A 25310-nucleotide genomic window follows, 5' to 3' on the forward strand; every position below is an offset into this window, starting at 1 on the left:
CCCCCCCCCCCCCCAGCCCCCCCCCCCCCCCCCCCCCCCCCCCGGCCCCCCCCCCCCCCCCCGCGCCCCCCCCCCCCGGGGGGGGGGCCCCCGCGCCCCCCCCCGCCCCTCCCCTACGCCGAGGAGCCTCGTTGACCGTCCAGCCCGTCCCCGCCGACGCCGTACCGCCCGTGTTCGACAGCCCCGACGACGTCGCCCGGGCCTTCGCCGACCAGGGCTACATCACCGACCGGCGGCTGGCGACGACGACGTTCGTCATGACCCGCCTGGCCAAGCCGCTGCTGCTGGAGGGGCCGGCCGGGGTCGGCAAGACCGAGCTGGCCAAGACGCTGGCCGCCGCCACGGGCCGCCGCCTGCTGCGGCTGCAGTGCTACGAGGGCCAGGACGAGACCAAGGCCCTCTACGAGTGGGACTACGGCAAGCAGCTCCTCTACACGCAGATCCTGCGGGACAAGGCGGCCGAGCTGCTGGAGGACACCGACACGCTGGAGGACGCCGTCGACCGGATCGCCGGTGCCGACAGCGCGTTCTTCAACGAGCGCTTCCTCGCCCCGCGCCCGCTGCTGGAGGCCATCCGCAGCGAGGAGCCGGTCGTGCTCCTGATCGACGAGGTCGACCGCGCCGACGAGGCGCTGGAGGCGGTGCTGCTGGAGATGCTCGCCGAGTACCAGGTGTCGGTGCCCGAGCTCGGCACCTTCGTGGCGAAGCAGCCGCCCTACGTCGTCCTGACGTCGAACAACACCCGCGACCTGTCCGCCGCGCTGAAGCGGCGCTGCCTGCACCTGTTCCTCGAGTACCCCGACGCCGAGCGGGAGCTGGAGATCCTCCGCTCGAAGGAGACCGGCCTGGACGACGCCGCGGCGCAGCGGCTGGTCGGCATCGTGCGCGGGCTGCGCGGGCTGGACCTGCGCAAGGCGCCGAGCATCTCCGAGACCATCGACTGGGCCCGCACGCTGGCGGTGCTCGGCGTCAGCGAGCTCGACGCCGGCGTGCTGGCCGACACCGTCTCCGTCGTCGCCAAGTACGAGCGCGACGTCGAGCGCTCCCGCGAGGCGCTGCCGCGGCTGGTCGACCCCAACGCGACCGTGCCCGACTCGCGGCAGCACGGGCACGAGCACGGCCATCCCCACTCGCACGGCTCGCACACCCACGGTGGGCACACCCACGACCACGACCACGAGGACGACGACGGCCGCCGGGTGCGCGCCGCCAAGGACCGGCCCGGCCGGCACGACAAGAACTACTACGGCCAGACGGCCCCGTCGGAGCCCGACGCCCCGGCTGCCGCCGCCCCGAAGCAGGTCCGCGCCGGCCAGGGCGCCCGGTCGTTCGCCGGCAACCGCGGCGGCGCGCGGCGCCGGCCGGTCTGACGCGGGAGGACCGGCGTGGAAGGCGCCCTGCACCGGTTCGTCCGGCTGCTGCGGCTGCGCGGGATGCGGATCTCGACGGCGGAGGCGATCGACGCCTCCGAAGCCGCGGCCGCCGTCGGGGTGAGCGACCGGGCGGCGCTGGAGGCCGCGCTCGGCGCGGCGCTGCTCAAGGACCGCCGGGACGCCGAGGTCTTCGCCGACACCTTCGCCCGGTTCTTCCGGCTGCGGCCGGTGGTGGAGGACGACGAGGGCCACGGGCACGCGCACGACGACCTCGCCGACAGCGGCGAGCTGACCCGGATGACCTGGTCGCCGGACCCCGACGCCGAGGTGCAGGAAGGGCACAGCCACGGCAAGCCGGTGGACATCAAGGAGTTCTTCCGGCCCGAGGACCTCGCCGCGCAGTACAACCTGCACCAGGAGGCCAACAAGATCGACCTCGCCTCGCTGACCCAGCAGATCGTGCTGTCGTCGGAGAGCGCGAGCGGCCCGGCCGAGGACGCCCAGCAGGTGCAGCTGGAGGTGTCCCGGCTGCACGACCCCGGCCTGCCCGGGGACCTGGTGCGCGGCGGCGGCACCCAGCTCGACGTCGAGCTCACGGTGGCCCAGCAGCAGGCGCTGCGCGACTGGCTGGCCGACCCGGTCGGCGACCTCGACCCGGAGGTGGCCGAGGTGCTGCGCCGCCAGCTCGCCGGCGTCATCGAGGACCTCCCCGAGCTGCTCGCCGCCCACCTGCAGAAGCTCGCGGAGATGACCGACCTGGCCATCGAGGAGCGGGAGCTGGCCCGGGCGCCGGTGGAGAAGATCACCGAGGCCGAGCGGGCGCGGATCGAGGAGTCGCTGCGCCGGCTGGCCACCTCGCTGCACGGCGGCCTGACGCACAAGAAGCGTCAGTCGCCGCGCGGGCGGATCGACGTGTCCCGGACGATGCGGCGCAACCTGCGCTACGACGGGGTCCCCTTCCGGCCGGTGACCACCCGGCTGGCCGAGGACAAGCCCAAGCTGGTCGTCGTCGCCGACGTGAGCCTGTCGGTGCGGACGACGGCGCGGTTCACGCTGCACGTCGTCCACGCGCTGCAGGACATGTTCGCCCAGGTGCGCACGTTCGCGTTCGTCGACGAGGCCGTCGAGATCACCGACCTGTTCGACGAGCACCCGCTGGAACACGCGCTGGGGCTGGTGTTCGGCGGCGACGTGATCGACGTCGACGCCGCCAGCGACTACGGCACCGCCTTCGCGCAGCTGGCCGCCGACCACTCGGGCGCCTTCACCCGGCGCTCGACGCTGCTCGTGCTGGGCGACGGCCGGGGCAACGGCAACACGCCCCGCCTCGACGTCTTCGGGGACCTCACCCGCCGGGTGCGCGAGACGATCTGGCTGACCCCCGAGCCGCGGTACTCCTGGGCGCTGGGCGGCTGCGACCTGCCCGCCTACGCCGAGTACTGCGACCGCGTGGAGGTCATCCGCGACCACAGCGGGCTGGAGACCTGGGCCACCGACGTCGTCACCCGCGCCTCCGCCCGGTGACGGGCAGACTGCACCGGTGACCGACCTGACGTTCTCGGACTCCGTCGTCGTCGCCGCGCCGCCGGAGGAGCTCTACGACCTGGTCAGCGACGTGGCCCGCACCGGCGAGTGGAGCCCGGTCTGCGTCGCCGCCTGGTGGGACGAGGGCGCCACCGGGCGGGTCGGCGACTGGTTCACCGGCCGCAACGTCACGCCGCAGCGCACGTGGGAGACCCGCAGCCAGGTGGTGGCCGCCGACCGCGGCCGTGAGTTCGCCTGGGCCGTCGGCGGCTCGCGGGCCCGGTGGGGCTACACGCTCGAGCCGGCCGACGGCGGCACGCGGCTCACCGAGTCGTGGGAGTTCCTCCCCGACGGGCTGGCGCTCATGGCCGAGCGCTACGGCGCGGACGCGCAGCAGGAGGTCGAGCTGCGCACCCGCGCCGCGCACGAGGGCATCCCGGCCACGCTCGCGGCGATCAGGCGCATCGCCGAGTCCGGCTGAGGGACGCGCCGGCCCCACCACCGCGCCGCCGGCCACCGCGACGTGTGCACACAGCGTGCTCGCGACGCCGTCCCGTTCGCGGTCCGTGCACACGGCGCGAACGAGGGGCTAGATCAACCCGAGCTTGGAGCCGGCGTACACCGCCTCGGCCCGGCGGGAGACGGCGAGCTTGCGCATGAGGTTGGTGACGTGGAACTTCGCCGTCGTCGCCGAGATGTAGAGCTCCCGGCCGATCGCCTCGTTCGACAGCCCCCGGGCCAGCAGCGCCAGCACCTCCCGCTCGCGGCCGGTGAGGTCCGGGGACGACGGCGAGGGCGGCGCCGGGGCGGCCAGCGACCGGACCACCATCGCCGCGCTGTGGCTGTCGAAGGCACTCTCCCCGCGGCGCACCGCGCGGATGGCGGCGACCAGCGCGACGGCGTCGACGTCCTTGAGCACGTAGCCGCGGGCGCCGCGCTGGATGGCCTCGAGCACCAGCCGCTCGTCGAGGAACGTCGTCACCACCAGGACGCCGGGCGCCGGGACGCGCGCGGTGAGCTCCCCGCACAGCGTCAGCCCGGTGACGTCGGAGCCGGCCGAGAGCTTGAGGTCGAGCAGCACGATGTGCGGGCGGGCCGCGGCGACCAGGTCGAGCGCGTCGGCGGCGGTGCTGGCCTCGCCGACCACCTCGATGTCCGGCTCGCGCTCCAGGATCGAGCGCAACCCCTGCCGGACGATGGCGTGGTCGTCGACGATCACCAGCCGGATGGGGTCAGTCACCGGTCTCCTCGGGGGTCAGGGGCAGCCGGACCTCCACCCGCACCCCGCCGAGGCGGGCGCGGGTGAAGCGCAGCGTGGCGCCGAGCTCGCGGCAGCGGGAGGCGATGTTGAGCAGCCCGCGGTGGTGGCCGTCGTCGCGGCCGGCGGCGGCCCGCAGCGCGCGGCGCAGCGTCTCGGGGTCGCCGCAGCCGTCGTCGGCGACCGACAGCCGCAGCCCGTCGGGGCGGTAGCCCAGCCGGACGACGGCGCGGCCGGCCCGCGCGTGCCGGGCGGTGTTGGACAGGCACTCCGAGGCGATCCGGAACAGCTGGTGCTCGGCGTCCGGCGGCAGCACCCGCGGCCGGCCCTCGACGCGGACGGCGACCGCCAGCCCCGGCACGGTCGGCAGCCGGTCCAGCAGCCCCGGCAGCCCCGGGCCGGGGACGTGGGACTCGTGCACCGACAGCGCGTGGATGGCCCCGCGCAGCCGCTCGACGGCCTCGCGGGTGAGCGCCTTGGCGTGGCCGAGCCGCTCGTGCACCTCCGCGTGGTGGGCCACCTCCGGCCGGCACCACTCGATGGTCATCCCGGCCGAGAGCACGTGCTGGGCCACGCTGTCGTGCAGCTCGCGGGCGATGCGGTGCCGCTCGGCGTCCACCGCCTCGCGCTGGGCGGCGACGTCGAGGCGGTGCTCGGCCTCGGCCAGCTGCTGGTGCCGCTCGGCCAGGTCGCGGGCGCGCTGCTGGGCCTGCGCGTACAGCCGCTCGGTCTGCCGGCGCAGCGTCTCCGAGCGGGCCAGCAGGTGGTCGGCGTGCAGCGCGACGGCGGACTGGTTGGCCACGATCCGCATGATCGCCACGTCGGACGCGTCCGGCGTCCGCCGCGGCCCGCCGCAGGCCACCAGCGCCCCGACCGGGTCGCCGTCGACGACCAGCGGGACGACGACGGCGCCCTCGGGCGTCTGCCAGGGCTCGACGGCGTCCGCGGCCAGCGCCGCCGTGACCGGCCGGGCGACGACCCCCGGCAGCGCGGCGAAGTCGCCGACGGGGCGCCCGGCGGGTCCCCGGCCGACCAGCCGCGGCCGTCCCAGCGGGAGCGCCTCCTCGGCCAGGGCGAGGACCACCCACGGCTCCCCGAGCTGCTCGGCGGTGGCGTCGACGACCGCGCGGCACAGCGCGTCGGCGCCCTGCCCGGTGGCCGACAGCACCCGGGCGACGTGCTCGAGCTGGCCGAGGGCGCGCGACAGGCTCTCGGCGGTCTGCCGGTACTCGGCGTACCAGCTGGGCTTGGACGAGCGCAGGCCGGTGAGCTCCGGGATGCCCGGCGCGCTCATCGGCGGTCGGTCACAGCGCGGCCCGGAACAGCGCCGCGATCTCGGCGCGGTCGGCGTCCCGGGGGTTGGTCGACAGGCAGGCGTCGCCGAGCGTCGTCGTCGCCAGGATCTCGACGTCGGCCTCCGAGACGCCCAGCTGCGAGAGCCGGCTGGGGCAGCCGAGGTCGGCGGCGAGCCGGCAGACGACGTCGGCCGCGGTCTCGGCCGCGACGTCGGCCGGCAGGCCGGTGACGTCGATGCCCATGGCCCGCGCCACCGGCACGAACCGCTCGGGCACGGCGCGGGCGTTGAAACGGATGACGTGCGGCAGGAGCACGCCGTTGACGACGCCGTGCGGCACGTCGAGCAGCCCGCCCACCTGGTGGCTCATGGCGTGCGTGGCCCCGAGGATGGCGTTGGTGAAGGCCAGCCCGGCCTCCAGGCTCGCCTGGGCCATGCAGGTGGTGGCCGCGGTGTCGTCGGGAACGGTGAGCGTGCGCCGCAGCGACCCGCAGATCAGCTCGATGGCGTGCAGCGCGTGCACGTCGGTGAGCGGCCCGGACGCGCGGGACACGTAGGCCTCGATGCCGTGGGTGAGCGCGTCGAGCCCGGTGGCCGAGGCCAGCTCGTCGGGCATCGTGGTGAGCAGCCGGGGGTCGGTGACCGAGATGTCGGGCACCAGCGCCCGGCCGATGAGGGTGGCCTTGAGCCGGCGCCTGGTGTCGGTGATGACGGCGAACTGCGAGACGTCGGCGCCGGTGCCGGCGGTGGTCGGGCACATGACCGTCGGCGGGATGGCGGTCCGCACCCTGTCCACGCCCTCGTAGTCGAGGATCTGCCCGCCGTTGCTCGCGACGACGGCGACGGCCTTGGCCGCGTCGATGACCGAGCCGCCGCCCAGGCCGACGATCACGTCGCAGCCGCTCTCGAGGTAGCGCTGCACCCCCTCGGCGACCTCGGCGTCCTTGGGGTTGGGCGTGAGCCCCGACCACACGGTGGGCCGAAGTCCGGCGTCGACGAGGTGGCCGGCCAGCTCGGCCCACCAGCCGGCCTCGATCAGCCCGGCGTCGGTGACCACGAACGGCCGGCGGGCCCCGAGCCGGAGGGCGGCGAAGCCGGCCTCCGACAGCGCGCCCCAGCCGAAGACGACCTCGGGCACCAGGTACTTGGTGAACCGGCCGCGGGCGGGCGCGGCGGGTTCGGCGCGCGGCCGCAGCTCGCGGTCCAGCGGGACGCTGGCCACGGACCGGCCGGTCCGCAGCGGGACGGCGGTCACCGCGGCGGGGAGGACGGCGGGACGGGCGGGCAGGTGTCCGCGGGATCGCGGGTGGCTGCGGACACGACGACCTCCGGGGCGCGAGCGGCCCGCCCACGATAGCCGGAGTCGTGATGCGCGTCACACGGTCGCGGGCGACGGACGCACGCACGCCCGCGGGAGCGCACCAGGCACTCCCGCGGGCGTGCGAGCAGGGGGGAGGAGGGGCGGCCCCCCTGCAGGGTCCCGCCGCGAGCCTGCGAGCGGTGGGGGCAGGGGGTCCTTCCTCAGCGGCCGAGGACGCCGCCCAGTGCGCCGCCGATGCCGCCACCACCCCCGCCGCCGAGCATCTTGACGAGGTCCATCGGGTCCAGGCCGAGCTTCTGCAGGATGCCGGCGTGCTGGTCGGTGTCCACCTGGCCGGGCAGTTCCTGGTCGGCCTGCTGCGCCTTGGCGTCGTCGCCCTGGGAACGCAGGAGCTCGAGGATCTGGTTCTTGTCGATCTGCATGACCGACCCGTACCCGGCCGCCGGCCGCCGATGCGTCAGGAGGCCGACCGCACGACCCGGTCCGGCCGGACGGCGACGGTCGTGGCGCGTCCGGCCCGCAGCCAGGCGGTGAGCACACCGTCGACGTCGTCGACCTCGGTCCGCCGTCCGCCGGTCTCCACGGTGAGGACGCCGTCGCCCGCGGTGAGCACGGCGGGGCCGGCGCCGAGGACGTCGTCGAGCCGGCAGTCCCGCCCGTCGGCGCGCACCCGCGCCCGCGGCACGAGGGTGCCGGCCAGCCGGCGCCCCGCCCGTCCGCGCCGGTCCACCAGCGGCCCGCCCCGCAACGCCGGCGTGCGGCTGTCGGTGGCGTAGGCGGCCAGCGCCGGCACGCGGCCGACGGCGGCGAGGACCGCGCGGCGGGCCGGCGCGGCGGCCGCTCCCCCGCCGGTCATCAGCCGCCCGAGCAGCGCCGCCAGCCGGACCAGCGCCCGCGCGTGCGGCCGGCGCTCGGCCTGGTGGGTGTCGAGCAGCTCCTCGCCGGCCGCCCCCGCCACGACGGCGGCCAGCTTCCAGGCGAGCTGGTGGACGTCGCGCAGGCCCAGCCCGAGGCCCTGCCCGACGAACGGCGGGGTCAGGTGGGCGGCGTCGCCGGCCAGCAGCACCCGCCCGCGCCGCCAGCGGTCGGCGACCTGCGCGCGGTACACGTACTCGGCGGCCCGGACCACCTCGGCGTCCTGCGCCCCGAAGGGTGCCAGCAGGGCGTGCAGCGTCGCGGGCCCGGTGAGGTCGGCCGCGGTCTCACCCGGGCGCAGCCGCGCCTCGAACCGGTACCGGTCGCCGGTGACCGGCATGAACGTGGCCGCACGGGCGGGGTCGCAGACCTGGTGCACGCCCGGCCACACCGGCAGCGGCGCCGGTGCGCGCAGGTCCACCACCAGCCACCGGTCGGGCCGGCCGAGGTCGCGCATCCGCGCACCGAGCAGGCCGCGGACGGTGCTGTGCGCGCCGTCACAGCCGACCACCGCGGAGGCGACGACGTCGCGACACCCGCCGCTGCCGTCCCGCACGTGCACCGTGACGGACCGGTCCGCCTCGGTCAGCCCGACCACCTCGGCACCCCGGTGCACTGCGATCCCGCCCGCCCGGTCGACGGCGGCGCGGAGCAGCTCCTCGAGGTCGGGCTGGTGGAACATCGACGCCTGCGGCCAGCCGTGCCGCCCCGCACCCGGCTCGCGGCGGAACTCGGCCAGCGTCCGCTGGCCGGCGTCGAGCAGCCGCAGTCCCGCCATGGGCCGGCTCAGCGCGAGGAAGCCGTCCGCGACGCCGGCGTCGGCCAGCGCCCGCAGCGCCTCGTCGTCCAGGTGGACCGCGCGCGGCAGGTCGTGCGGCCGGGACCGGCGGTCCAGCAGCACGACCTCGAGGCCGCGCCGCGCCAGCAGCAGGGCCGCGGTGGTGCCGACCGGGCCGGCGCCGACGACGACCACCGGAGCCCCCGACACGCCGCCCAGTGTCCAGGACCGCTCGCCCGGGCCTGTCATCGTGGTCCGGTCATGGCAGTCGCTCCCCCGCTCTCCCGCCGGCGCGGCGACGCGTGGAGCACGCTCGCCAGCGGCCTGGGCCAGACGCTGCTCACCCTCGGCGTCGTCCTGCTCCTCTACGTCGTCTACCAGCTGTGGGTCACCGACCTGATCACCGCGCGCGACCAGGACCGGCTCGCCGACCGGCTGCGGAGCGAGTGGTCCACCGGCACGGCCGCCGCGGCGGCGCCGGCCCCGCCGGCGGAGGTGCCGGCCGGCGAGCCGTTCGTGGTGCTGCACGTGCCGCGGCTCGCCGAGGACTGGGCACGGGTGGCCGTGGAGGGCACCGGCGAGGCCGAGCTGTCGCAGGGCCCCGGCCACTACGCCGGGACGGCGCTGCCGGGCGAGCAGGGCAACACCGCGTTCGCCGGGCACCGGGTGGGCCGCGGCTCACCGTTCCTCGACCTCGACGCGGTGCGCCCCGGCGACCCGATCGTCGTGGAGACCGCCGACGGCTGGTTCACCTACCGCGTGCTCGGCGACCCGGCCACCGGCGACCTCGCGGCCGACCCCAGCGGCATCCCGGGGATGCAGATCGTGACGCCGTCACAGGTCGAGGTCATCGCGCCCACCCCGGGCGCCCCGGAGGCCGGTCCCACCGGCGCCTACCTGACGCTGACCACCTGCCACCCCCGGTACTCGGCGCAGCAGCGGCTGGTGGTGCACGCCGTGCTCGACGGCCCGGGCGTGACCAAGGCGCAGGCACCCGACGGGCCACCGGCCCTGACCGAGGGCTGAGGAGGACCCGTGTACCGCTGGATCTGGCGGCACCTGCCGGGCGGGACGGCGAGCCGCGCGACGCTCGCGCTGCTCCTCGCGACGACCGTCTGCGCGCTGCTGCTGTTCGTCGTCTTCCCCTGGGTGGAACCGCGCCTGCCCTTCAGCGCGGTCACCGTCGACCCCGGGCGCTGACCGGCCCGTCGCACCCCGTCGCCGCTGATTTGACGGCGGTTCCGGCCGGACGGAGTCTGTGGCGCGGCGCACACCGGTCCGCGGTGGCGCCGGGACCCGCCGACGACGGTGGGGCGGACGGGAGGACGAGGGTGAAGACCAAGGGCGCGATCCTGTGGGGTGTCGGCGAGGAGTGGTCGGTCGAGGAGATCGAGCTGGGCGATCCCAAGGAGGGTGAGGTCCAGGTCCAGCTGGCCGCCTCCGGGCTCTGCCACAGCGACGAGCACCTGGTCACCGGCGGTACGCCGGTCGCGTTCTACCCGGTCATCGGCGGTCACGAGGGCTCCGGCGTCGTCACCAGGGTCGGTCCCGGCGTGACCGGGCTGCAGGAGGGCGACCACGTCGTCACGGCGTTCATCCCCGCCTGCGGGCAGTGCCCGCCGTGCTCGAAGGGGATGCAGAACCTCTGTGACCTCGGCGCGAACCTGCTGGCCGGCACGTCGATCTCCGACGGCAGCTACCGCGTCCGGGCCCGCGGCCAGGACGTCATCCCGATGTGCCTGCTCGGCACGTTCTCGCCCTACGTGACGGTGCACCAGGCGTCGGTGGTGAAGATCGAGCCGGACATCCCGCTGGAGGTCGCGGCGCTGGTCGGCTGCGGCGTCACCACCGGCTGGGGCTCGGCCACCAAGGTCGCCGACGTGCGTCCGGGCGAGAACGTCGTCGTCATGGGCGCCGGCGGGGTAGGCATGAACGCCGTCCAGGGTGCGGCCGCGGCCGGCGCCAAGCGGGTCATGGTCATCGAGCCGGTGGCGCGCAAGCGCGAGTGGGCGATGGACCTGGGCGCCACGCACGTCTTCGAGTCGGCCGAGGAGGCCACGGAGAAGGTCAACGAGCTGACCTGGGGCCGGATGGCGGACAAGACGATCATCACCGTCGGCGACATCCAGGGCGAGGACATCCAGACGGCGCTGAGCCTGACCGGCAAGGGCGGCCGCGCCGTCGTCACCGGCATGGGCAACGCGGCCAACACCGACGTCAAGCTCAGCCTGTTCGAGCTGACGCTGCTGCAGAAGGACCTGCAGGGCGCCATCTTCGGCGGCCTCGCCCCCCGCGCGGCGATCCCCGAGCTGCTCGCGCTCTACCAGGAGGGTCAGCTCAAGCTCGACGACCTGGTGACCACGCGGTACTCGCTGGAGGAGATCAACCAGGGTTACCAGGACATGCGCGACGGCAAGAACATCCGCGGGATGGTCGTCTACACCGACGCCGACCGCTGACCCGCTCCCCGTGCCCGCCGGCCCTCCGCCGGCGGGCACGGGTGGGCCTCAGCCGCGCAGCTCGGGGAAGTCGGTGTCGGCGTAGTCGGTGCCGGTGCCCTGCGGCGCCATCTGCGTCTCGCGCTCGCGCAGCTCGACCCGGCGGATCTTGCCCGAGATGGTCTTGGGCAGCTCCGCGAACTCCACCCGCCGCACCCGCAGGTAGGGCGCCAGCCGCTCGCGCGCGTGTCGCAGCACCGACAGCGCCGTCTCCGGGCCCGGCTCCCAGCCCGGCGCGAGGGTGACGTAGGCCTTCGGGACGGCCAGCCGCACCGGGTCGGGCACCGGGACGACGGCGGCCTCCACCACCGCCGGGTGCTCGATGAGCACGCTCTCCAGCTCGAACGGGCTGATCTTGTAGTCGCTGGCCTTGAAGACGTCGTCGGTGCGCCCGACGTAGGTGATGTAGCCGTCGGCGTCGCGGGTCGCCACGTCCCCGGTGTGGTAGTAGCCGCCGGCCATCGCCTCGGCGGCGCGCTCGGGGTCGCCCTGGTAGCCGGTCATCAGGTTCAGCGGCCGCTGCGAGAGGTCCAGGCAGATCTCGCCGTCGTCCCCCTGCTGCCCGGTCAGCGGGTCGACGAGCACCACCGGCACGCCCGGCAGCGGGCGGCCCATGGAGCCCGGCCGCACCTCCGCGCCGGGCGGGTTGCCCACCGACGCCGTCGTCTCGGTCTGGCCGTAGCCGTCGCGCAGGGTCAGGCCCCAGTGCCGGCGCACCTGCTCGATGACCTCGGGGTTGAGCGGCTCGCCGGCCGCGATCACCTCGCGCAGGTCGCCGGGACCGGCGGACAGGTCGGCCTGGATGAGCATCCGCCAGACCGTCGGCGGGGCGCAGAAGGTGGTGATCCCCGCGCTGCGGATCCGGTCGAGCACCACCGCCGGGTCGAACCGCTCGTAGTTGGCGAGGTAGACGGTCGCCTCGGCCGCCCACGGGGCGAAGAAGCAGCTCCACGCGTGCTTGGCCCAGCCGGGCGAGCTGATGTTGAGGTGCACGTCCCCGGGCCGCAGGCCCAGCCAGTACATCGTGGACAGGTGCCCGACCGGGTAGCTGACCTGGGTGTGCTCGACCAGCTTGGGCCGGCTGGTCGTGCCGCTGGTGAAGTACAGGAGCAGCGGGTCGCCGGGCTCGGTGCCCGGGTGGCCCAGCGGCCGGTCCGGGGCGCCGGCCGCGTCGGCGTAGGGCGCCCAGCCGGCGGGCTCGGCACCTCCCTGGTCACGGCCGACGGCGATCCGGCCGTAGTCGCCGGGGACGTCGTCGAACTTGGCCGCCTCGGCCGCGTCGGCGACGACGTGCCGGGCGCCGGTGCGGCCGATGCGGTCGGCGAGGTCGGCGGGCGGGAGGGCGGTCGTGGTCGGCATGATCACCGCGCCGAGCTTCATGACGGCGAGCATCGACTCCCACAGCTCGACCCGGTTGCCGAGCATGAGGACGACGCGGTCGCCCCGCTGCACCCCGCGCTCGCGCAGCCACGCGGCCACCTGGTCGGAGCGGCGGGACAGCTCGGCGAAGGACCACCGGCCCACGCTGCCGTCGTCCTCGGAGATCACCAGGCCGGGCCGCTCGACGCCGCGGGCGATCTCGTCGAACCAGTCGACCGCCCAGTTGAACGGCCCGTCGAGCTGCGGCCAGCGGAACTCGGCCGCGGCCTCGACGGGGTCGCCGCGCAGGGCGAGCAGCTGGTCGCGGGCGGCGCGGTAGGCGGAGGTGGCAGGCCCGGGCATCGCGGCCTCCTCGTCGTCGTCGGGGTGCGTGCTGGGCATCGTCGGCCGCACTCCCCGGTGTCGCCACCCCCGATCGCGCCGGGCCCGTCCGCCGCCCTCCGGCGTCTCCGGACCACCCTCCCGACCTGCGCTAACGTGACCCGGGTCACCGTCCTTCGGCGAGGAGGTCTCGTGCCGCTCCCGGCCGCCGCGCGTCCCGACGACCGCGACGCGCTGCGCGCCGCCGTCCGCCAGGTCCGCGCGACCTCCGGCATGAGCGTCGCCTTCGCCGGGCCCGTGGGGTCGGAGAGCTTCCGGATCGCCGAGCTGCTGGGCGGGCGGACCCGGTACCTGCGCGGGCTGGAGGTGCGCTCGGGGGCGGGGCTGGGCGGCCGGGTGCTCAGCGAGGGCCGGCCGGCCGGCGTCGAGGACTACGGCCGCGCGCTCGACATCACCCACGACTACGACGGGCCGGTGCTGGCCGAGGGCCTGCGCACCGTGGCCGCGGTCCCGGTGCTGGTCGACGGCCGGCCGCGGGCGGTGCTGTACGCCGCCAGCCGGGAGGGCGGCTCGATCGGCGACCGGGTGCGCGACGCGCTGGCGCGGGCGGCGTCGCGCATGGCCGCGGAACTCGGCGTCCGCGACGAGGTCGACCGCCGCCTGACGCTGCTGGCCGCCGTCCCGTCCGGCTCGCCGGCCGCGGAGGACCCCGCCCGCTGGGAGGAGGTGCGCGCGGTGCACGCCGACCTGCGGCTGGCCGCCTCCGCCACCGACGACGCCGCCCTGCGCGACCGGCTGCTGTCCGCCTGCACCCGCCTGGCCGCGCTCGGCGTGGCGCAGGACGGGCCGGCGACCGTGCACCTGTCGGGCCGGGAGGTGGACGTCCTCACCCAGGTGGCGCTGGGGTGCAGCAACCGGGAGACCGCCGCGCGGCTGTCGCTGCGGCCGGAGACCGTGAAGAGCTACCTGGGCTCGGCGATGACGAAGCTCGACGCGCACACCCGCCTGGAGGCCGTCGTCAAGGCCCGCCGGCTGGGCCTGCTGCCATAGCGCGTTCCCGTGTTGATCATCGGGTGCTTGCCGCCGACACGCGCGGACACGCCGCCACCAGCGGCGAGCACCCGATGATCGACGCGCGGCGCCCGGTCAGCCCAGCAGGCGGGTGAGGGCGGGGCCGAGGTCGCGCACCGTCCGCACCATCTGCGCCGTCCCCCCGCCGCGGGCCGCGAGCGACCGGGCGGCCTCCTCGGCCTCGGGGGTGGGCAGCGGGCAGAGCACGTGCAGCCGGTCGATACCGCCGAGCGCGGACTCCGGCGGGTCGCCCGTGGTGTGCAGGCAGTCCGACAGCAGCACGACGACCCGCTCGTCGGCGACCTCGGCGGCCAGCTGGAGACGGGCGGCGCGCAGGGCGGCGGCGAGGTCGGTCATCCCGTGCCCGCGCAGGCCCAGCAGGTGGGTGACGACGTCCTCGGCGGCCCGCCGGTGACCGGAGCGCTGCACGACGTCGACGTCGCGGCCGAACGTGATGAGGCTGGTCCGCAGCTTCTCGTCGCCGGTGAGGACGACGCCGGCCGCGGCCACCGCCGCGATCGCCACCCCGAGGCCGGTCATCGACCCCGAGGTGTCCACGGCGAGGCAGACCGCGCGCCGGTGCCCGGTCCAGCGGCGGGTGACCAGGTCGCCGGGCTGCAGCGGGGTGCCGAGGTCCCACCGGTCCAGGGTCCGGTCGAGGTCGAGGTCGCCGTCGCCGCGGTGGTCGGGCACCAGCCGCCGGGTCCCGCGGGTGCGGGCCCGGCCCACCCGGCCGACCTGCACGAACACCCGTCCGGCCAGCCGCCGGGCCGCCGCGCGCAGCTCGCGGTCGGTGGCCGCGGCGAGGTCGGTGAGCAGCGCGGCCGCGGCGTCGGCGTCCTCGGCCATCAGCGCGGCGAAGGCCTCCTCGTCGAGCTCGCCGACCTCGGGGCTGACCTCCTCGAACGCCTCGTGCCGGGCGGCCATCTCCCGCCGGCTGGTCTGCCGGCGGCTGGCGCCACCCGAGCGGCGGTCACGGCGCAGGGACGACGACGAGGGGTCGGTGCCCGCCGACTCGGCCGGCGGGCCCTCACCTTTTCCCTGACCGCCCCCGTCCGCGGGGTCGGCGCCGGGCGGCTCCGGCTCGTCGGGAGGCGGCGGGCCGGTCTCGGGCCAGACGTCGTCGAGGATGTCGTCGATGACCGCCTCGGGCGTGCGCTCGACGCCCTCGGCGACGCGGATCCGCCCCGACAGCGCGGCGTGGGCGGCGTCGCGGGCGGTCTCCCGCGCGCCGTCGGCACCGAGCCCGGAGTGCCCGCGCACCTCCAGCAGGCCGCCGAGCAGCAGCACCAGGTCGGTGGCCCCGCGGACCGACGAGCCCATGCGGACGTCGCGGTGCACCCGGGTGGCGCGCACCAGCCGGACGGCGAGGCCGATCAGCGACGGTGGCGCCCCGGTGACCGCCCCGACGATGGCCCGCTCGGCGGCGGCGTCCTGGTAGCCGAGGACGACGCGGCACATGCGGTCGGCGATGGCCTGCCCGACCCGCGCGGTGCCGATGGCGTCGAAGGGGTTCATCGCCGCGATGAGGCGGAAGCCTGCCGCCGCCCGCACGTGGCCCAGCCGCGGCACGGTGATCTCGCCCTCGGTGAGCACCGTGATGAGGACGTTCAGCGTCTCCTCGGGGATCCGGTTGAGCTCCTCGAGGTAGAGCAGCCCGTGCCCGCGCATCGCCGTCAGCAGCGGCCCGTCGGTGAAGCTGCCCGGCACGTACCCCTCGGCGAGGACGGCGGCCGGGTCGTACTGGCCGATCAACCGGGCCGGGGTGAGCTCGGCGTTGCCCTCGACGAACACGACCTCCTGACCGGCGTCCGCGGCGATCGAGCGCAGCAGCGTGGACTTGCCCGTGCCCGGCGGCCCCTCGAGGACGACGTGCCGGTTGGTCCGCAGCGCGACGGTGAGCACCTCGCGCTCCCGCTGCAGCCCGATGACCGGGTGCGGCACGGCCGGGTTCGCCACGCGGTCCCCCTCTCGACGACGGACGGCGAGGTCTGCGCACCGGCCCGTGGGGACCAGTGTGCAGACCTCGCGTGTGGGTCAGGCGGGGGCGCCCTCCAGCGGCGGGGTGTCGTAGACGATCACGCCGCGGATGTTCTTGCCGTTGACCAGGTCCTCGTAGCCCTCGTTGACCTGGTCGAGGGTGTACGTCGTGGTGATCAGCTCGTCGAGCTTGAGGTCACCGGACTGGTAGAGCTCGATCATCTTCGGGATGTCGTGGAACGGGTCGCCCGAGCCGAACAGGCTGCCCTTCACGGTCTTCTCGAACAGCGTGAGCATCGAGCTGTTGAGCTCGATGTTGGTCTTGGTCGGGTCGGCCAGGCCGGTGATGATCGCCGAGCCGCCCTTGCGGATGACGGCCACGGCGTCGGAGACCACCTTCGCGTCGACGACGCCGACGGTGATGATCGCCTTGTCCGCGCCGACCCCGCGGGTCAGCTCCTGCACCAGCTCCTGTGCCTCCTCGGCCGTCTCGCAGCTGTGCGTGGCGCCGAGCTGCTCGGCCGCCTCCCGCTTGTTGGGCAGCGGGTCGACGGCGACGACGTTGCGCGCCCCGGCCAGCGCGGCACCCTGCACGCTGTTGATGCCGATCCCGCCGATGCCGTAGATGACGATGGTGTCGCCGGGCTCGGTGCCCGCGGCGTGCACCGCCGAGCCCCACCCGGTGGGGACGCCGCAGCCGATGAGCACGACCTTGTCCAGCGGCAGGTCGGGGTCGACCTTCACCGCGGAGTTCTCGCTGATGACGGCGCGCTCGGAGAAGGTGCCGAGCATGCACATGCCGCCGTAGTCGGTGCCCTCGTCGTCGTGGAAGCGGTAGGTGCCGTCGGCCAGGTGCCCGTCGAGGATCGCCGCCCCCATGTCGCAGAGGTTCGACTTGCCGGTCGAGCACCAGCGGCAGTGCCCGCAGACCGGCAGGAACGAGCAGACGACGTGGTCGCCGGGCTGCAGCCGGGTGACGCCCGGCCCCACCTTCTCGATGATCCCGGCGCCCTCGTGCCCGCCGACCACCGGGAAGCGCGGCACGATGTCGCCGTGCCGGAGGTGCTCGTCCGAGTGGCACAGCCCGGCGGCGACGTAGCGGATGAGCACCTCACCGGCCTTCGGCTCGTCGAGTTCGAGCTCGACCAGCTCGAACGGCTTGCCCGTGGCGCGGAGTACGGCTGCCCTGGTCTTCATCGGTCCTCCAGTCCCCGGCACGAGCCGTACCGGATCTGCTACGCGGATGGGACTCGGTCGCACGGCTCCTGAAGCACTTCGGCGGCCGAGCGCCATCGTCGGACGGCACTGTGACGGCGACCACCCCCGGACGGGGGTGTCAGCGGCGGCGCAGGACCGGCCGGACGGCGTCCCCGGCGCGCGCCGGGTGGAGCGGCACGGCACTGCGGAGCACGGCCGGCCCGAGCCGGAGCACACCGTCCGAGAGGGGCGTGCAGCGGACACCGCCGCGCCCGCGCATCCCCCGGTGGGCGCCGGGGGCCAGCACGGTGTCCAGCCAGGCGCAAGGGTTGGCCGGGCGCCCGCCGCGCAGCAGCACCACGCCCTCCCCGCAGTCGAGGGAGAACAGCTCGGTGCGCAGCGCCTCGACCTCCGCGCCGCGCAGCACCACGTTGCGTCGCGTCAGCAGCGGGTCGAGCGGACCGGCGCCCAGCTCCGCGGCCAGCGCCTCCACCGACTCGGCGGCCAGCACGGTCACCGCGGCGTCGCGGTGCGCGGGCCGGCCGGCGTAGCGGTCGCCGACGATCCCGTGCCCGGCGCGGACCTCGACCCGCTGCACCCGCTCGCCGTCCTGGGTCGGGACTGCGCCGCCGGGCCGCCCGTCGTACCGGTGCACCGGCGAGACGAGCAGCCCCACGACCTCGACGTCAGCAAGGACCCCCGTGCCCCCCACCGCTCGCATGCTCGCGGCGGGCCCCTGCACGAGGGCCATCAGCGCTCGGCGGTGCGGTGGATGGGGCCCCCCATCGCGGTCAGCCGCTCGCCGCTGCCGCCCCAGCGCCCGGCGATGATCTCCGCGGCGATCGAGACGGCGGTCTCCTCGGGCGTCCGGGCACCGAGGTCCAGCCCGATCGGTGAGGACAGCCGGGCGAGCTCGTCGGCGGAGAGCCCCGCCTCGCGCAGCCGGTCCAGCCGCTCCTCGTGCGTGCGCCGCGACCCCATCGCCCCGACGTAGGCCACCGGCAGCCGCAGCGCGACCTCCAGCAGCGGGACGTCGAACTTCGGGTCGTGGGTGAGCACGCACAGCACCGTGCGCTCGTCGATGCGCCCGGCGTCGGCCTCGGCCTGCAGGTAGCGGTGCGGCCACTCGACGACGACCTCGTGCGCGTCGGGGAAGCGCCGGGCGGTGGCGAACACCGGCCGGGCGTCGCACACGGTGACGCGGTAGCCGAGGAACGCCCCGACCCGGGCGACGGCGGCCGCGAAGTCGATCGCGCCGAACACGACCATCCGCGCCGGCGGGGCGAAGGAGGAGACGAACAGGGTGAGCTCGTCGCCGCGCCGCTCGCCGTCGTGGCCGTAGGTCAGCGTCGCCGTCCGGCCGGCGGCGAGCATGCCGCGGGCGTCGTCGGCGACGGCGTCGTCCAGGCGCTGCAGGCCGAGGGTGCCGGAGCTCCGGTCGGGCCAGAGCACCAGCCGCTTGCCGATCCGGTCCTCCGACCCGCGCACGCAGGTGACGACGGCGACCGGCTCGTGCCGGCCCACCGACTCGGCGATCTCGCCCAGCTCGGGGAACGACTCCCGCGACACCGACTCGACGAAGACGTCGAGGATCCCGCCACAGGTCAGGCCGACGGCGAAGGCGTCGTCGTCGCTGACGCCGTACCGCTCGAGGGTGGGGACGCCGGTCTCGACGACGTCCTTGGCCTCCTCGTACACGGCGCCCTCGACGCAGCCGCCGGAGACGCTGCCCACCGCCGTCCCGTCGGGGCCGACGAGCATCGACGCCCCCGCCGGCCGCGGTGCCGAGCGCCAGGTGGCCACGACCGTCCCCATCCCGACCGTCTCGCCGGCCTGCCACCAGCCGACCAGGTCGTCCAGCACGTCACGCACCGTCGTCCACCTCTCTGCCGCCCGTCTGCTCAGGCACGGGAGATCACCCCCGACAGCTCCTCGAAGGCCGCCAGGCTGTGCCCGGAGACGAACGCGTCCACCGAGGGCAGCGCGGCCTGCATCCCGCCGGTCAGCGGCTCGTAGCCGGCCCGGCCCTTGTGCGGGTTGACCCAGACGACGGCGTGCGCGAGCCGGCGCAGCCGTGCCATCTGCTCGCGCAGCAGGTCGGGGCTGCCGCGCTCCCACCCGTCGCTGCACACCACGACGATGGCGCCGCGGGCGGTGCCGCGCTGGCCCCAGCGGTCGAGGAAGGCCTTGAGCACCTCACCGAGCCGGGTGCCGCCGGACCAGTCGGGGATGGCCTGGCCGCTGGCGGCCAGCGCCCGGTCGGGGTCGCGCAGCCGCATCTCGCGGGTGACGCGGGTGAGCCGGGTGCCCACGGTGAACACCTCGGTCGACGCCGGCCGGGCCCGCACCGCGGCGTGCGCGAACCGCAGCAGCGCGTCGGCGTAGGGGGCCATCGACCCGGAGACGTCGACCAGCAGCACCACCCGCCGCGGCCGGGGCCGGGCCCGCCGGTGCAGCAGCCGGGTGATCTCGCCGCCCCCGCGCAGCGCGCGCCGCACGGTGCGGCCGGCGTGCACGGCCCCGTGCGAGCTGGGGCGCCGGCGGCGGGACGGGCGCATCGGCGACGCCGGCACCAGCAACGCGAACAGCCGGCGCAGGTGCTCGCGCTCGGCCGGGGTGAGCCCGGCGACGTCTCGGTGGCGCAGCACCTCGTCGCCGCTGGCCTGCGTGGCCAGGTCCGGGGCGTCCTCGCCGTCCTCGCCGGTGCCGGCACCCGGGTCCAGCGGCGCGGAGGTGGCCAGGGTCGGCGGCGTGCGCGCCGCAGGCGTGGTGCGGCGGGGTGCCTCGCCGCCGAAGTACGCGGCGAAGGCGGCGTCGTAGCGGTCGAGGTCGTCGGGGTCGGCGCACAGCGTCAGGCGCCCGGCCCAGTAGACGGCGGTCGCGTCGAGGACGTCGAGGGCCGCGACCGCCGAGAGCATCGCCTCCACCCGGTCCGGCGAGGCGGTGACCCCGGCGGCGCGCAGCGTGCGGGCGAACCCGAGCACCGTGGCGACGACGTCCCGCGGTCGCTGTGCCCCGGCCCCGTCCCGAGGCTCGCGCCGCGCCTGCGAGGCTCCGACCGGCCCCGTCGCAGGTTCCCGCTGCGAGCCCGCGAGCGACGGGGGGCGACGGGGTCCTTCCAGGGGTCCTTCCTCAGCCGCCACCGAACAACGCTCCCCGCGCCAGGGCGTGCACCCGGTCGGTGTCCTCGCGGTACTTGAGCACGGCACCGAGCGTGCGGGCGGCGAGGTCGGGGTCGAGGTCGCGCGCGCCGAGGGTGTGCAGCGCGGTGGCCCAGTCCATCGCCTCGGCCACCCCCGGCGGCTTGAGCAGGTCGAGGGTGCGCAGCTTGGCCGCCGCCCGGGCGACCTCGCGGGCCAGCCGCTCGGTGACCTCGGGCAGCCGGGTGCGCAGGATGGCGACCTCGCGGTCGAAGTCGGGGTGCTGCAGCCAGTGGTAGAGGCAGCGGCGCTTGAGCGCGTCGTGCACCTCGCGGGTGCGGTTGGAGGTCAGCACCACCAGCGGCGGGACCTCCGCGCGGACGGTGCCGAGCTCGGGGATGGAGATGGTGAAGTCGGAGAGCACCTCGAGCAGGAACGCCTCGAACTCGTCGTCGGCGCGGTCGACCTCGTCGACGAGCAGCACGCTCGGGGAGTCCTCCAGCGCCTGCAGCAGCGGCCGGGCGAGCAGGAAGCGGCGGTCGTAGAGCGAGGCCTCGAGGCTCTCGGTGTCCGCGGTGGCGTGCGCGGCCTCGGCGGCGCGCAGGTGCAGCAACTGGCGGCCGAAGTCCCAGTCGTAGAGCGCCTGGCTGGCCTCCAGGCCCTCGTAGCACTGCAGCCGGTACAGCGGGCGACCGGTGACCTCGGCGAGCGCGCGGGCCAACGCCGTCTTGCCCACCCCGGCCTCGCCCTCCAGGAACAGCGGGCGGCGCATCACCAGCGCGAGGTAGGCCGCGGTGGCCAGACCCTCGTCGGGGAGGTAGCCGGTCGCCCGCAGCGCGACGGCCAGGTCCTCGGGCCCTCCGGGGAAGGCGTCGGTCGCGGAGGGCGCCACGGTGGTCTCGGTCACGCCGCCGAGCATCCCACCCGCGTGAGCCGCGGACACCCGTCCGGCCGGGCAGGCGACCAGGGCCGATCCGGTACGCGGACGGCGGCCGGCCCGGGAGAGGTCTCCCGGGCCGGCCGCCGCCGGTGCGTGCTGCCCCGGTGGTGCTGCCGGGCGTCAGCCGTGCCGACCCTCCTGCAGGGTCCCGTCGCGAGCGTGCGAGCGGCGGGGGGCAGGGGGGTCCTCCCGTCAGCGACCGATCTTGCCGTCGTTGTCGCGGTCCAGGGCGTCCTTGGCCTTCTGGACCAGGCCGCGGTCGTCCTGACCCGTGGTCCCGGTGGTGGTGCCGGTGCCGGCGACGCCGGTCTGGCCACCGTCGACCTCGATCTGCTCCTTGCGGACCTCGCCGCTGACCGTCTCCTGCTCGGTGACGGTCTGGGTGTCGAGGCGGACGCGCTCGACCGGCGTGGCCTCCTTGGAGACGACGGGACGCTCGGCGTGCAGCGTGACCTCGTGCTCCTCCTCGGAGATGGCCGGGCCGTCCATGGCGTTGGGCATGTTGGCGTCGGTGATCGGCTCGCGCTCGACCCGGACCTCCTCGCGGGAGACCGGGACGGTCTGCGTCACGTTCTCCGAGACGACGTACTTGCGCAGCCGGGCCTTGCCGGCCTCGACCCGCTGGACACCCACGTTGAGGTGCTCCTCGGAGCGGGTCATCGCGCTGTCGGTCGTCGGGCCGGAGGTGTCGCGGCCGACGGTGCGACCCTGGACGTCGTCGTAGACGCCGTCACCGTCGCGGTCGCGGCCGGTCGTGCCGGCGGTGCCTGCCATGCCCGCGGTACCCGTGCCGGCCGTCGTGAGGTCCTGGTCGGTCCGGGTCTGGTCGGTGGCGTAGGTGCCGGCCTGGCCGGTGTCGGTGGTGGTCTGGGTGGTCTGCGTGCCGGTGCCCAGGCCGTAGTACCGGTACAGCTCCTGCTCCTCCTGCGGGGAGAGGTGGCCGTCGGTGTCGATCTTCGGGGCGTCCTTGACCTGGGCCTTGCTCACGCCCACGCGCAGGCCCTCGTTGGTCAGGTCCGCGTCACGCAGCGGGACGAAGGACTCCTTGGTGCCGAACAGGCCGGTGCGCACCGTGGCCCACTCCGGCTGACCGGTCTCGTCGTCCAGGTAGACCTCGGAGGCCGAACCGATCTTCTCGCCCGACGCGTCGTAGACGTCCTGTCCGATCACACGGCTGATGGTGTCGGTGCCGATCATCGTCGTTTCTCGCTCCCATCTGAGCTCTGGTGGAACGGTCGGTAGATGGGTGACCAGGCACGACGGACCGAAACGGTCGAATTGGATCTTCCTTCGATCGGGAACGCCGCGGGACGGCCGCCGATCGCACCGGACGGCGGCCGGCCAGGGCCGGCCGTCGGCACGTCGGCGCAGGTCAGCGGCCTGTGACGGACGCCGGGGAGCACGCGGGACGGCGACGGACCGCCCGCGACGAACCGTGACGCAGCGCCATCACGGCCTCGCCCGGGCGTGTCGCGCCACTCCGCGCCACGTCCTCCCGGCGCGTCTCCCCGCCCGGCGCGCCGTCATCGGCTCTCCTGGGGTCGTGCCGCCGCGTTCCCCCCATGACGACCTGGTGCACCCCCGCACGGTCCGGAAGCCACCGCCGCAGGTGGCCGCCGAGCGCGATCTCGTGGTCGAGGACCCGAGCTCCGGGTTCGTCGGCGCGGTGGTCCGCTGCGAGAAGGACGTCGTCCACCTCGAGGACCGGTCCGGGAAGGTGCGCGCCTACCCGCTCGGCCCCGGGTTCTGGGTCGACGGCCGACCGGTCGTCCTCGTGCGCCCGACGCCGAAGGGGCCGGCGACGCCGACCCGCAGCGCGTCCGGCTCGACCTACGTGGCCGGCGCCCGCGCCCGGGTGGCCCGCGAGGGTCGCATCTACGTCGAGGGCAAGCACGACGCCGAGCTGGTCGAGAAGGTCTGGGGCCACGACCTGCGCATCGAGGGCGTCGTCGTCGAGCCGCTCCACGGCGTCGACGACCTGCCGGGCATCGTCCGTGAGTTCCGCCCGGCACCGGGACGGCGGCTCGGGGTGCTGGTCGACCACCTGGTCACCGGCTCCAAGGAGTCCCGCATCGCGGCCGAGGTGATGCGGGCGGGGACGGGGGGCCCCGGCGGGCACGCCCTCGTCGTCGGGCACCCCTTCATCGACATCTGGCAGGCCGTCAAGCCCTCGGTGGTCGGGATCCGCGAGTGGCCCACGGTGCCCAGGGGCGAGTCGTGGAAGGACGGCGTCTGCCGCCGGCTCGGCTGGGAGGACGACACCGGCTACGTGTGGGCGCAGCGCATCCTCGTCCGCGTGCGCACCTGGACCGACCTCGAGCCCGCGCTCATCGGCCGCGTCGAGGAGCTCATCGACTTCGTCACGGAGACCTGAGACCCCTGGAAGGGTGAACGTCCGGTACCTCTCGGTGACGACGAGGGGGCGGCCTGGCTAACGTCTGCCGTCCCCGTGGCGGCCCCGTCCCGGTCGCGTCGATCCCGAGGTGCACGAGTGGCGGTTCACCCAGGCAGTGAGGACGTCCGCGCGTCGGGAGGTCCCGCTCCGGCACCGGACGCCGCCGAGGCGTGGCGCCGGCCGTTCCCCCGGCTGCCCCGGTGCCTGGTGGCCGTCGCGGTCGTCCTCACGCTGCTGAGCATCGGTCTGCCCAACATCGCGCCCGGCGTCGAGCTCATGGCCGCTCCCGGGTCGCCGGTCCGGAGGTTCTTCGGCGTGGCCGGGGAGATGAACCTCCCCACCTTCTTCAGCGTGGTGGTGACCCTCGGCGCGGTCGCCGGCCACGCCCTGGTCGGCCGGCTGGCCGGGGGCCGGGTTGGCCTGGCCTTCCTGGTCACCGCCGGCCTGCTGCTGCTGATGGCGTTCGACGACTTCACCGCCATGCACGAACGGCTCGACGGCATCGGGGAGCTGCTGGTGGCGCCGGGCACGGCGGGCTACCTGTGGGTCCTCCCCGGACTCGTCCCGGGTGCCGTGGTCCTCGTGGCCTTCTGGCAGCTGGGGAGGTCGCTGCGGGGCCCCGCGCGGCGGGACCTCGTGCTCGGCATCGTCCTCGTCCTGGGGGCGGCCCTCGGACTGGAGTCGGTCAACGGCCTGCTCGACCGACCGGGCACGAACGGCCCTCCCCTGCAGATCGGCACTCACCTGGAGGAGCTGACCGAGACCCTCGGGCTGATCGTCCTGCTGCGGGGCTCGCTGTCGGTGCTCGAGCTGCGGCACCGGGCGGGTGGGCTCTGCCTGCGCATCGCCCGGGCGGCGGTGGACCGCGCCGCACGTCCCGGGCACCTCCCGGGCGCCCGGCGGTGACGTCCCCGCCGGGAGGACCGAGCCTCCCGACGGGGACGTCGGAACGTGCGGTCGTCAGCGGGGGACGTAGTCGAAGGTGTCCGGGTCGGGGCCGGTGCGCTCGCCGCGGTCCAGGCCGGTGATCGCGGCCATGGCGCTCGTGTCCAGCTCGAAGTCGAAGAGCGCGAAGTTCTCCTCGACGCGGCTGCGGGTCACCGACTTCGGGAAGACGACGTCGCCGCGCTGCACGTGCCAGCGGAGCACGACCTGCGCCGGCGTCCGGCCCAGCTCCTCCGCGATCGCCGTGATCGCCGGGTCGTCGAGCACCTTGCCCTGCGCGATCGGTGACCAGGCCTCGGTGACGATCTCGTGGTCGGCGTCGAAGGCGCGCAGCTCGTCGTTGGCGAGGTAGGGGTGCACCTCGATCTGGTTGACCGCGGGCCGCACCTCGGTCTCGCCGAACAGCCGCCGCAGGTGGTGGGCCTGGAAGTTGGAGACGCCGATCGCCCGGCACCGGCCGGACCGGTAGATCTCCTCCATGGCCTTCCAGGTCTCGACGTAGTCGACGTCGATGGTGGGCAGCGGCCAGTGGACCAGGAACAGGTCGAGCTGGTCGAAGCCGAGGTCGGCCAGGGTCTGGTCGAACGCGCGCAGTGCGTCGTCACGGGCGTGGAAGCCGTTGTTCAGCTTGCTGGTGACGAACACCTCCGAGCGGTCGACGCCCGACTCGCGGACGGCCTGGCCGACCTCCTTCTCGTTGCCGTACATCTCGGCCGTGTCGATGTGCCGGTAGCCGACCTCGAGCGCGGTCCGGACCGCCGAGACGGTCTCCTCCGGCGGGATCTGGTAGACGCCGAAACCCAGCTGCGGGATCTCGACGCCGTTGTTCAGGGCGATGGTGGGCACGGATGCCACGGGGCCTCCTCCTGGGGTGGGCGGACGGCGGGCGGCGCGCCATCCGGTGGCGCACGATCTCCCCGCTCCGGCGGCCTACCCGCCGACCGCGTCCTCAACCCGTGACGGGGCTCCCCCGGCGGCGT

Annotated in this window: 23 protein-coding genes; 9 read left to right on the forward strand and 14 right to left on the reverse strand. The window is 75.4% G+C overall.

The annotated features are described in order from the left end of the window. The first annotated feature begins 131 nt into the window (after nucleotides 1–131). From ABQ292_RS19115 to ABQ292_RS19125, 3 genes are read left to right on the forward strand one after another with little or no spacing between them, the layout of a single operon-like run. Complete coding sequence (locus tag ABQ292_RS19115) at nucleotides 132–1370, forward strand: AAA family ATPase (protein ID WP_369209302.1); 1239 nt, start codon at nucleotides 132–134, stop codon at nucleotides 1368–1370. A gap of 15 nt (nucleotides 1371–1385) precedes the next feature. Then, nucleotides 1386–2897, forward strand: coding sequence for a VWA domain-containing protein (locus tag ABQ292_RS19120; protein ID WP_369209303.1), 1512 nt, complete (start codon nucleotides 1386–1388; stop codon nucleotides 2895–2897). Nucleotides 2898–2913: 16 nt separating this feature from the next. Continuing rightward, nucleotides 2914–3378 carry an SRPBCC family protein gene (locus ABQ292_RS19125; protein ID WP_369209304.1) on the forward strand — a complete coding sequence of 155 codons (465 nt, stop codon included), beginning with the start codon at nucleotides 2914–2916 and terminating at the stop codon, nucleotides 3376–3378. 108 nt (nucleotides 3379–3486) lie between these two features. On the opposite strand, the gene ABQ292_RS19130 is transcribed toward ABQ292_RS19125, so the two are convergent. From ABQ292_RS19130 to ABQ292_RS19150, 5 genes are all read right to left on the reverse strand, one after another. Next, nucleotides 3487–4137, reverse strand: coding sequence for a MadR family response regulator transcription factor (locus tag ABQ292_RS19130; RefSeq protein WP_369209305.1), 651 nt, complete (start codon nucleotides 4135–4137; stop codon nucleotides 3487–3489). Beyond that, nucleotides 4130–5449 carry a GAF domain-containing sensor histidine kinase gene (locus ABQ292_RS19135; protein WP_369209306.1) on the reverse strand — a complete coding sequence of 440 codons (1320 nt, stop codon included), beginning with the start codon at nucleotides 5447–5449 and terminating at the stop codon, nucleotides 4130–4132. Before ABQ292_RS19135 ends, ABQ292_RS19130 begins: the two co-directional genes overlap by 8 nt. 10 nt (nucleotides 5450–5459) lie before the next feature. Then, a complete protein-coding gene (locus ABQ292_RS19140) occupies nucleotides 5460–6704 on the reverse strand; it encodes an iron-containing alcohol dehydrogenase (RefSeq protein ID WP_369209307.1) in 1245 nt (414 codons plus the stop codon). Nucleotides 6705–6970: 266 nt separating this feature from the next. After that, the gene (locus ABQ292_RS19145) at nucleotides 6971–7192 is read right to left on the reverse strand and encodes a hypothetical protein (RefSeq protein WP_369209308.1); all 222 of its coding nucleotides are present in this window, start codon (nucleotides 7190–7192) and stop codon (nucleotides 6971–6973) included. A gap of 35 nt (nucleotides 7193–7227) precedes the next feature. Beyond that, a complete protein-coding gene (locus tag ABQ292_RS19150; RefSeq protein ID WP_369209309.1) occupies nucleotides 7228–8673 on the reverse strand; it encodes a bifunctional 3-(3-hydroxy-phenyl)propionate/3-hydroxycinnamic acid hydroxylase in 1446 nt (481 codons plus the stop codon). A gap of 51 nt (nucleotides 8674–8724) precedes the next feature. On the opposite strand from ABQ292_RS19150, the gene ABQ292_RS19155 reads away from it, so the two are divergent. The 3 genes from ABQ292_RS19155 (at nucleotide 8725) to ABQ292_RS19165 (ending at nucleotide 10922) form a co-directional block, all read left to right on the forward strand. Continuing rightward, a complete protein-coding gene (locus ABQ292_RS19155) occupies nucleotides 8725–9489 on the forward strand; it encodes a class E sortase (protein ID WP_369209310.1) in 765 nt (254 codons plus the stop codon). 9 nt (nucleotides 9490–9498) lie between these two features. Then, nucleotides 9499–9663, forward strand: a complete 165-nt coding sequence (locus ABQ292_RS19160) for a hypothetical protein (protein ID WP_369209311.1) — start codon at nucleotides 9499–9501, stop codon at nucleotides 9661–9663. A gap of 131 nt (nucleotides 9664–9794) precedes the next feature. After that, nucleotides 9795–10922 carry an NDMA-dependent alcohol dehydrogenase gene (locus ABQ292_RS19165; protein ID WP_369209312.1) on the forward strand — a complete coding sequence of 376 codons (1128 nt, stop codon included), beginning with the start codon at nucleotides 9795–9797 and terminating at the stop codon, nucleotides 10920–10922. Nucleotides 10923–10970: 48 nt separating this feature from the next. Here ABQ292_RS19165 and ABQ292_RS19170 read toward each other — a convergent pair whose 3' ends face one another. Then, entirely contained in the window at nucleotides 10971–12722 is a 1752-nt protein-coding gene (locus tag ABQ292_RS19170) for an AMP-binding protein (protein ID WP_369209313.1), read from the reverse strand. Nucleotides 12723–12854: 132 nt separating this feature from the next. Between ABQ292_RS19170 and ABQ292_RS19175 the strand changes: the two genes are divergently transcribed. Further along, complete coding sequence (locus ABQ292_RS19175) at nucleotides 12855–13712, forward strand: LuxR C-terminal-related transcriptional regulator (RefSeq protein ID WP_369209314.1); 858 nt, start codon at nucleotides 12855–12857, stop codon at nucleotides 13710–13712. A 96-nt stretch (nucleotides 13713–13808) separates the two neighbouring features. Here ABQ292_RS19175 and ABQ292_RS19180 read toward each other — a convergent pair whose 3' ends face one another. The 7 genes from ABQ292_RS19180 to ABQ292_RS19210 form a co-directional block, all read right to left on the reverse strand. Next, a complete protein-coding gene (locus ABQ292_RS19180) occupies nucleotides 13809–15692 on the reverse strand; it encodes an AAA family ATPase (RefSeq protein ID WP_369209315.1) in 1884 nt (627 codons plus the stop codon). Nucleotides 15693–15770: 78 nt separating this feature from the next. Further along, nucleotides 15771–16910, reverse strand: coding sequence for an NDMA-dependent alcohol dehydrogenase (locus ABQ292_RS19185; protein WP_369209316.1), 1140 nt, complete (start codon nucleotides 16908–16910; stop codon nucleotides 15771–15773). Between the two features lie 139 nt (nucleotides 16911–17049). After that, on the reverse strand, nucleotides 17050–17622 hold the full coding sequence (locus ABQ292_RS19190) for an MOSC domain-containing protein (RefSeq protein WP_369209317.1): 573 nt from the start codon (nucleotides 17620–17622) through the stop codon (nucleotides 17050–17052). A 38-nt stretch (nucleotides 17623–17660) separates the two neighbouring features. After that, on the reverse strand, nucleotides 17661–18782 hold the full coding sequence (locus ABQ292_RS19195; protein WP_369209318.1) for an XdhC family protein: 1122 nt from the start codon (nucleotides 18780–18782) through the stop codon (nucleotides 17661–17663). A gap of 29 nt (nucleotides 18783–18811) precedes the next feature. Continuing rightward, nucleotides 18812–19894, reverse strand: a complete 1083-nt coding sequence (locus ABQ292_RS19200) for a vWA domain-containing protein (RefSeq protein WP_369209319.1) — start codon at nucleotides 19892–19894, stop codon at nucleotides 18812–18814. Nucleotides 19895–20042: 148 nt separating this feature from the next. Further along, nucleotides 20043–20957 (reverse strand): AAA family ATPase, encoded by a 915-nt coding sequence (locus ABQ292_RS19205; protein ID WP_369209320.1) that lies wholly within the window; start codon nucleotides 20955–20957, stop codon nucleotides 20043–20045. Nucleotides 20958–21182: 225 nt separating this feature from the next. Then, entirely contained in the window at nucleotides 21183–22160 is a 978-nt protein-coding gene (locus ABQ292_RS19210) for a PRC and DUF2382 domain-containing protein (protein WP_369209321.1), read from the reverse strand. A gap of 373 nt (nucleotides 22161–22533) precedes the next feature. On the opposite strand from ABQ292_RS19210, the gene ABQ292_RS19215 reads away from it, so the two are divergent. Together ABQ292_RS19215 and ABQ292_RS19220 are read left to right on the forward strand one after the other, a co-directional pair. Continuing rightward, on the forward strand, nucleotides 22534–23364 hold the full coding sequence (locus ABQ292_RS19215) for a DUF3097 domain-containing protein (RefSeq protein WP_369209322.1): 831 nt from the start codon (nucleotides 22534–22536) through the stop codon (nucleotides 23362–23364). Between the two features lie 117 nt (nucleotides 23365–23481). Beyond that, on the forward strand, nucleotides 23482–24291 hold the full coding sequence (locus tag ABQ292_RS19220; protein WP_369209323.1) for a DUF8692 domain-containing protein: 810 nt from the start codon (nucleotides 23482–23484) through the stop codon (nucleotides 24289–24291). A gap of 54 nt (nucleotides 24292–24345) precedes the next feature. On the opposite strand, the gene ABQ292_RS19225 is transcribed toward ABQ292_RS19220, so the two are convergent. Further along, nucleotides 24346–25185 (reverse strand): aldo/keto reductase, encoded by an 840-nt coding sequence (locus ABQ292_RS19225; protein ID WP_369209324.1) that lies wholly within the window; start codon nucleotides 25183–25185, stop codon nucleotides 24346–24348. Nucleotides 25186–25310 lie beyond the last annotated feature (125 nt).

The sequence above is a fragment of the Geodermatophilus maliterrae genome (genome assembly GCF_041018925.1).
Classification (GTDB): domain Bacteria; phylum Actinomycetota; class Actinomycetes; order Mycobacteriales; family Geodermatophilaceae; genus Geodermatophilus; species Geodermatophilus maliterrae.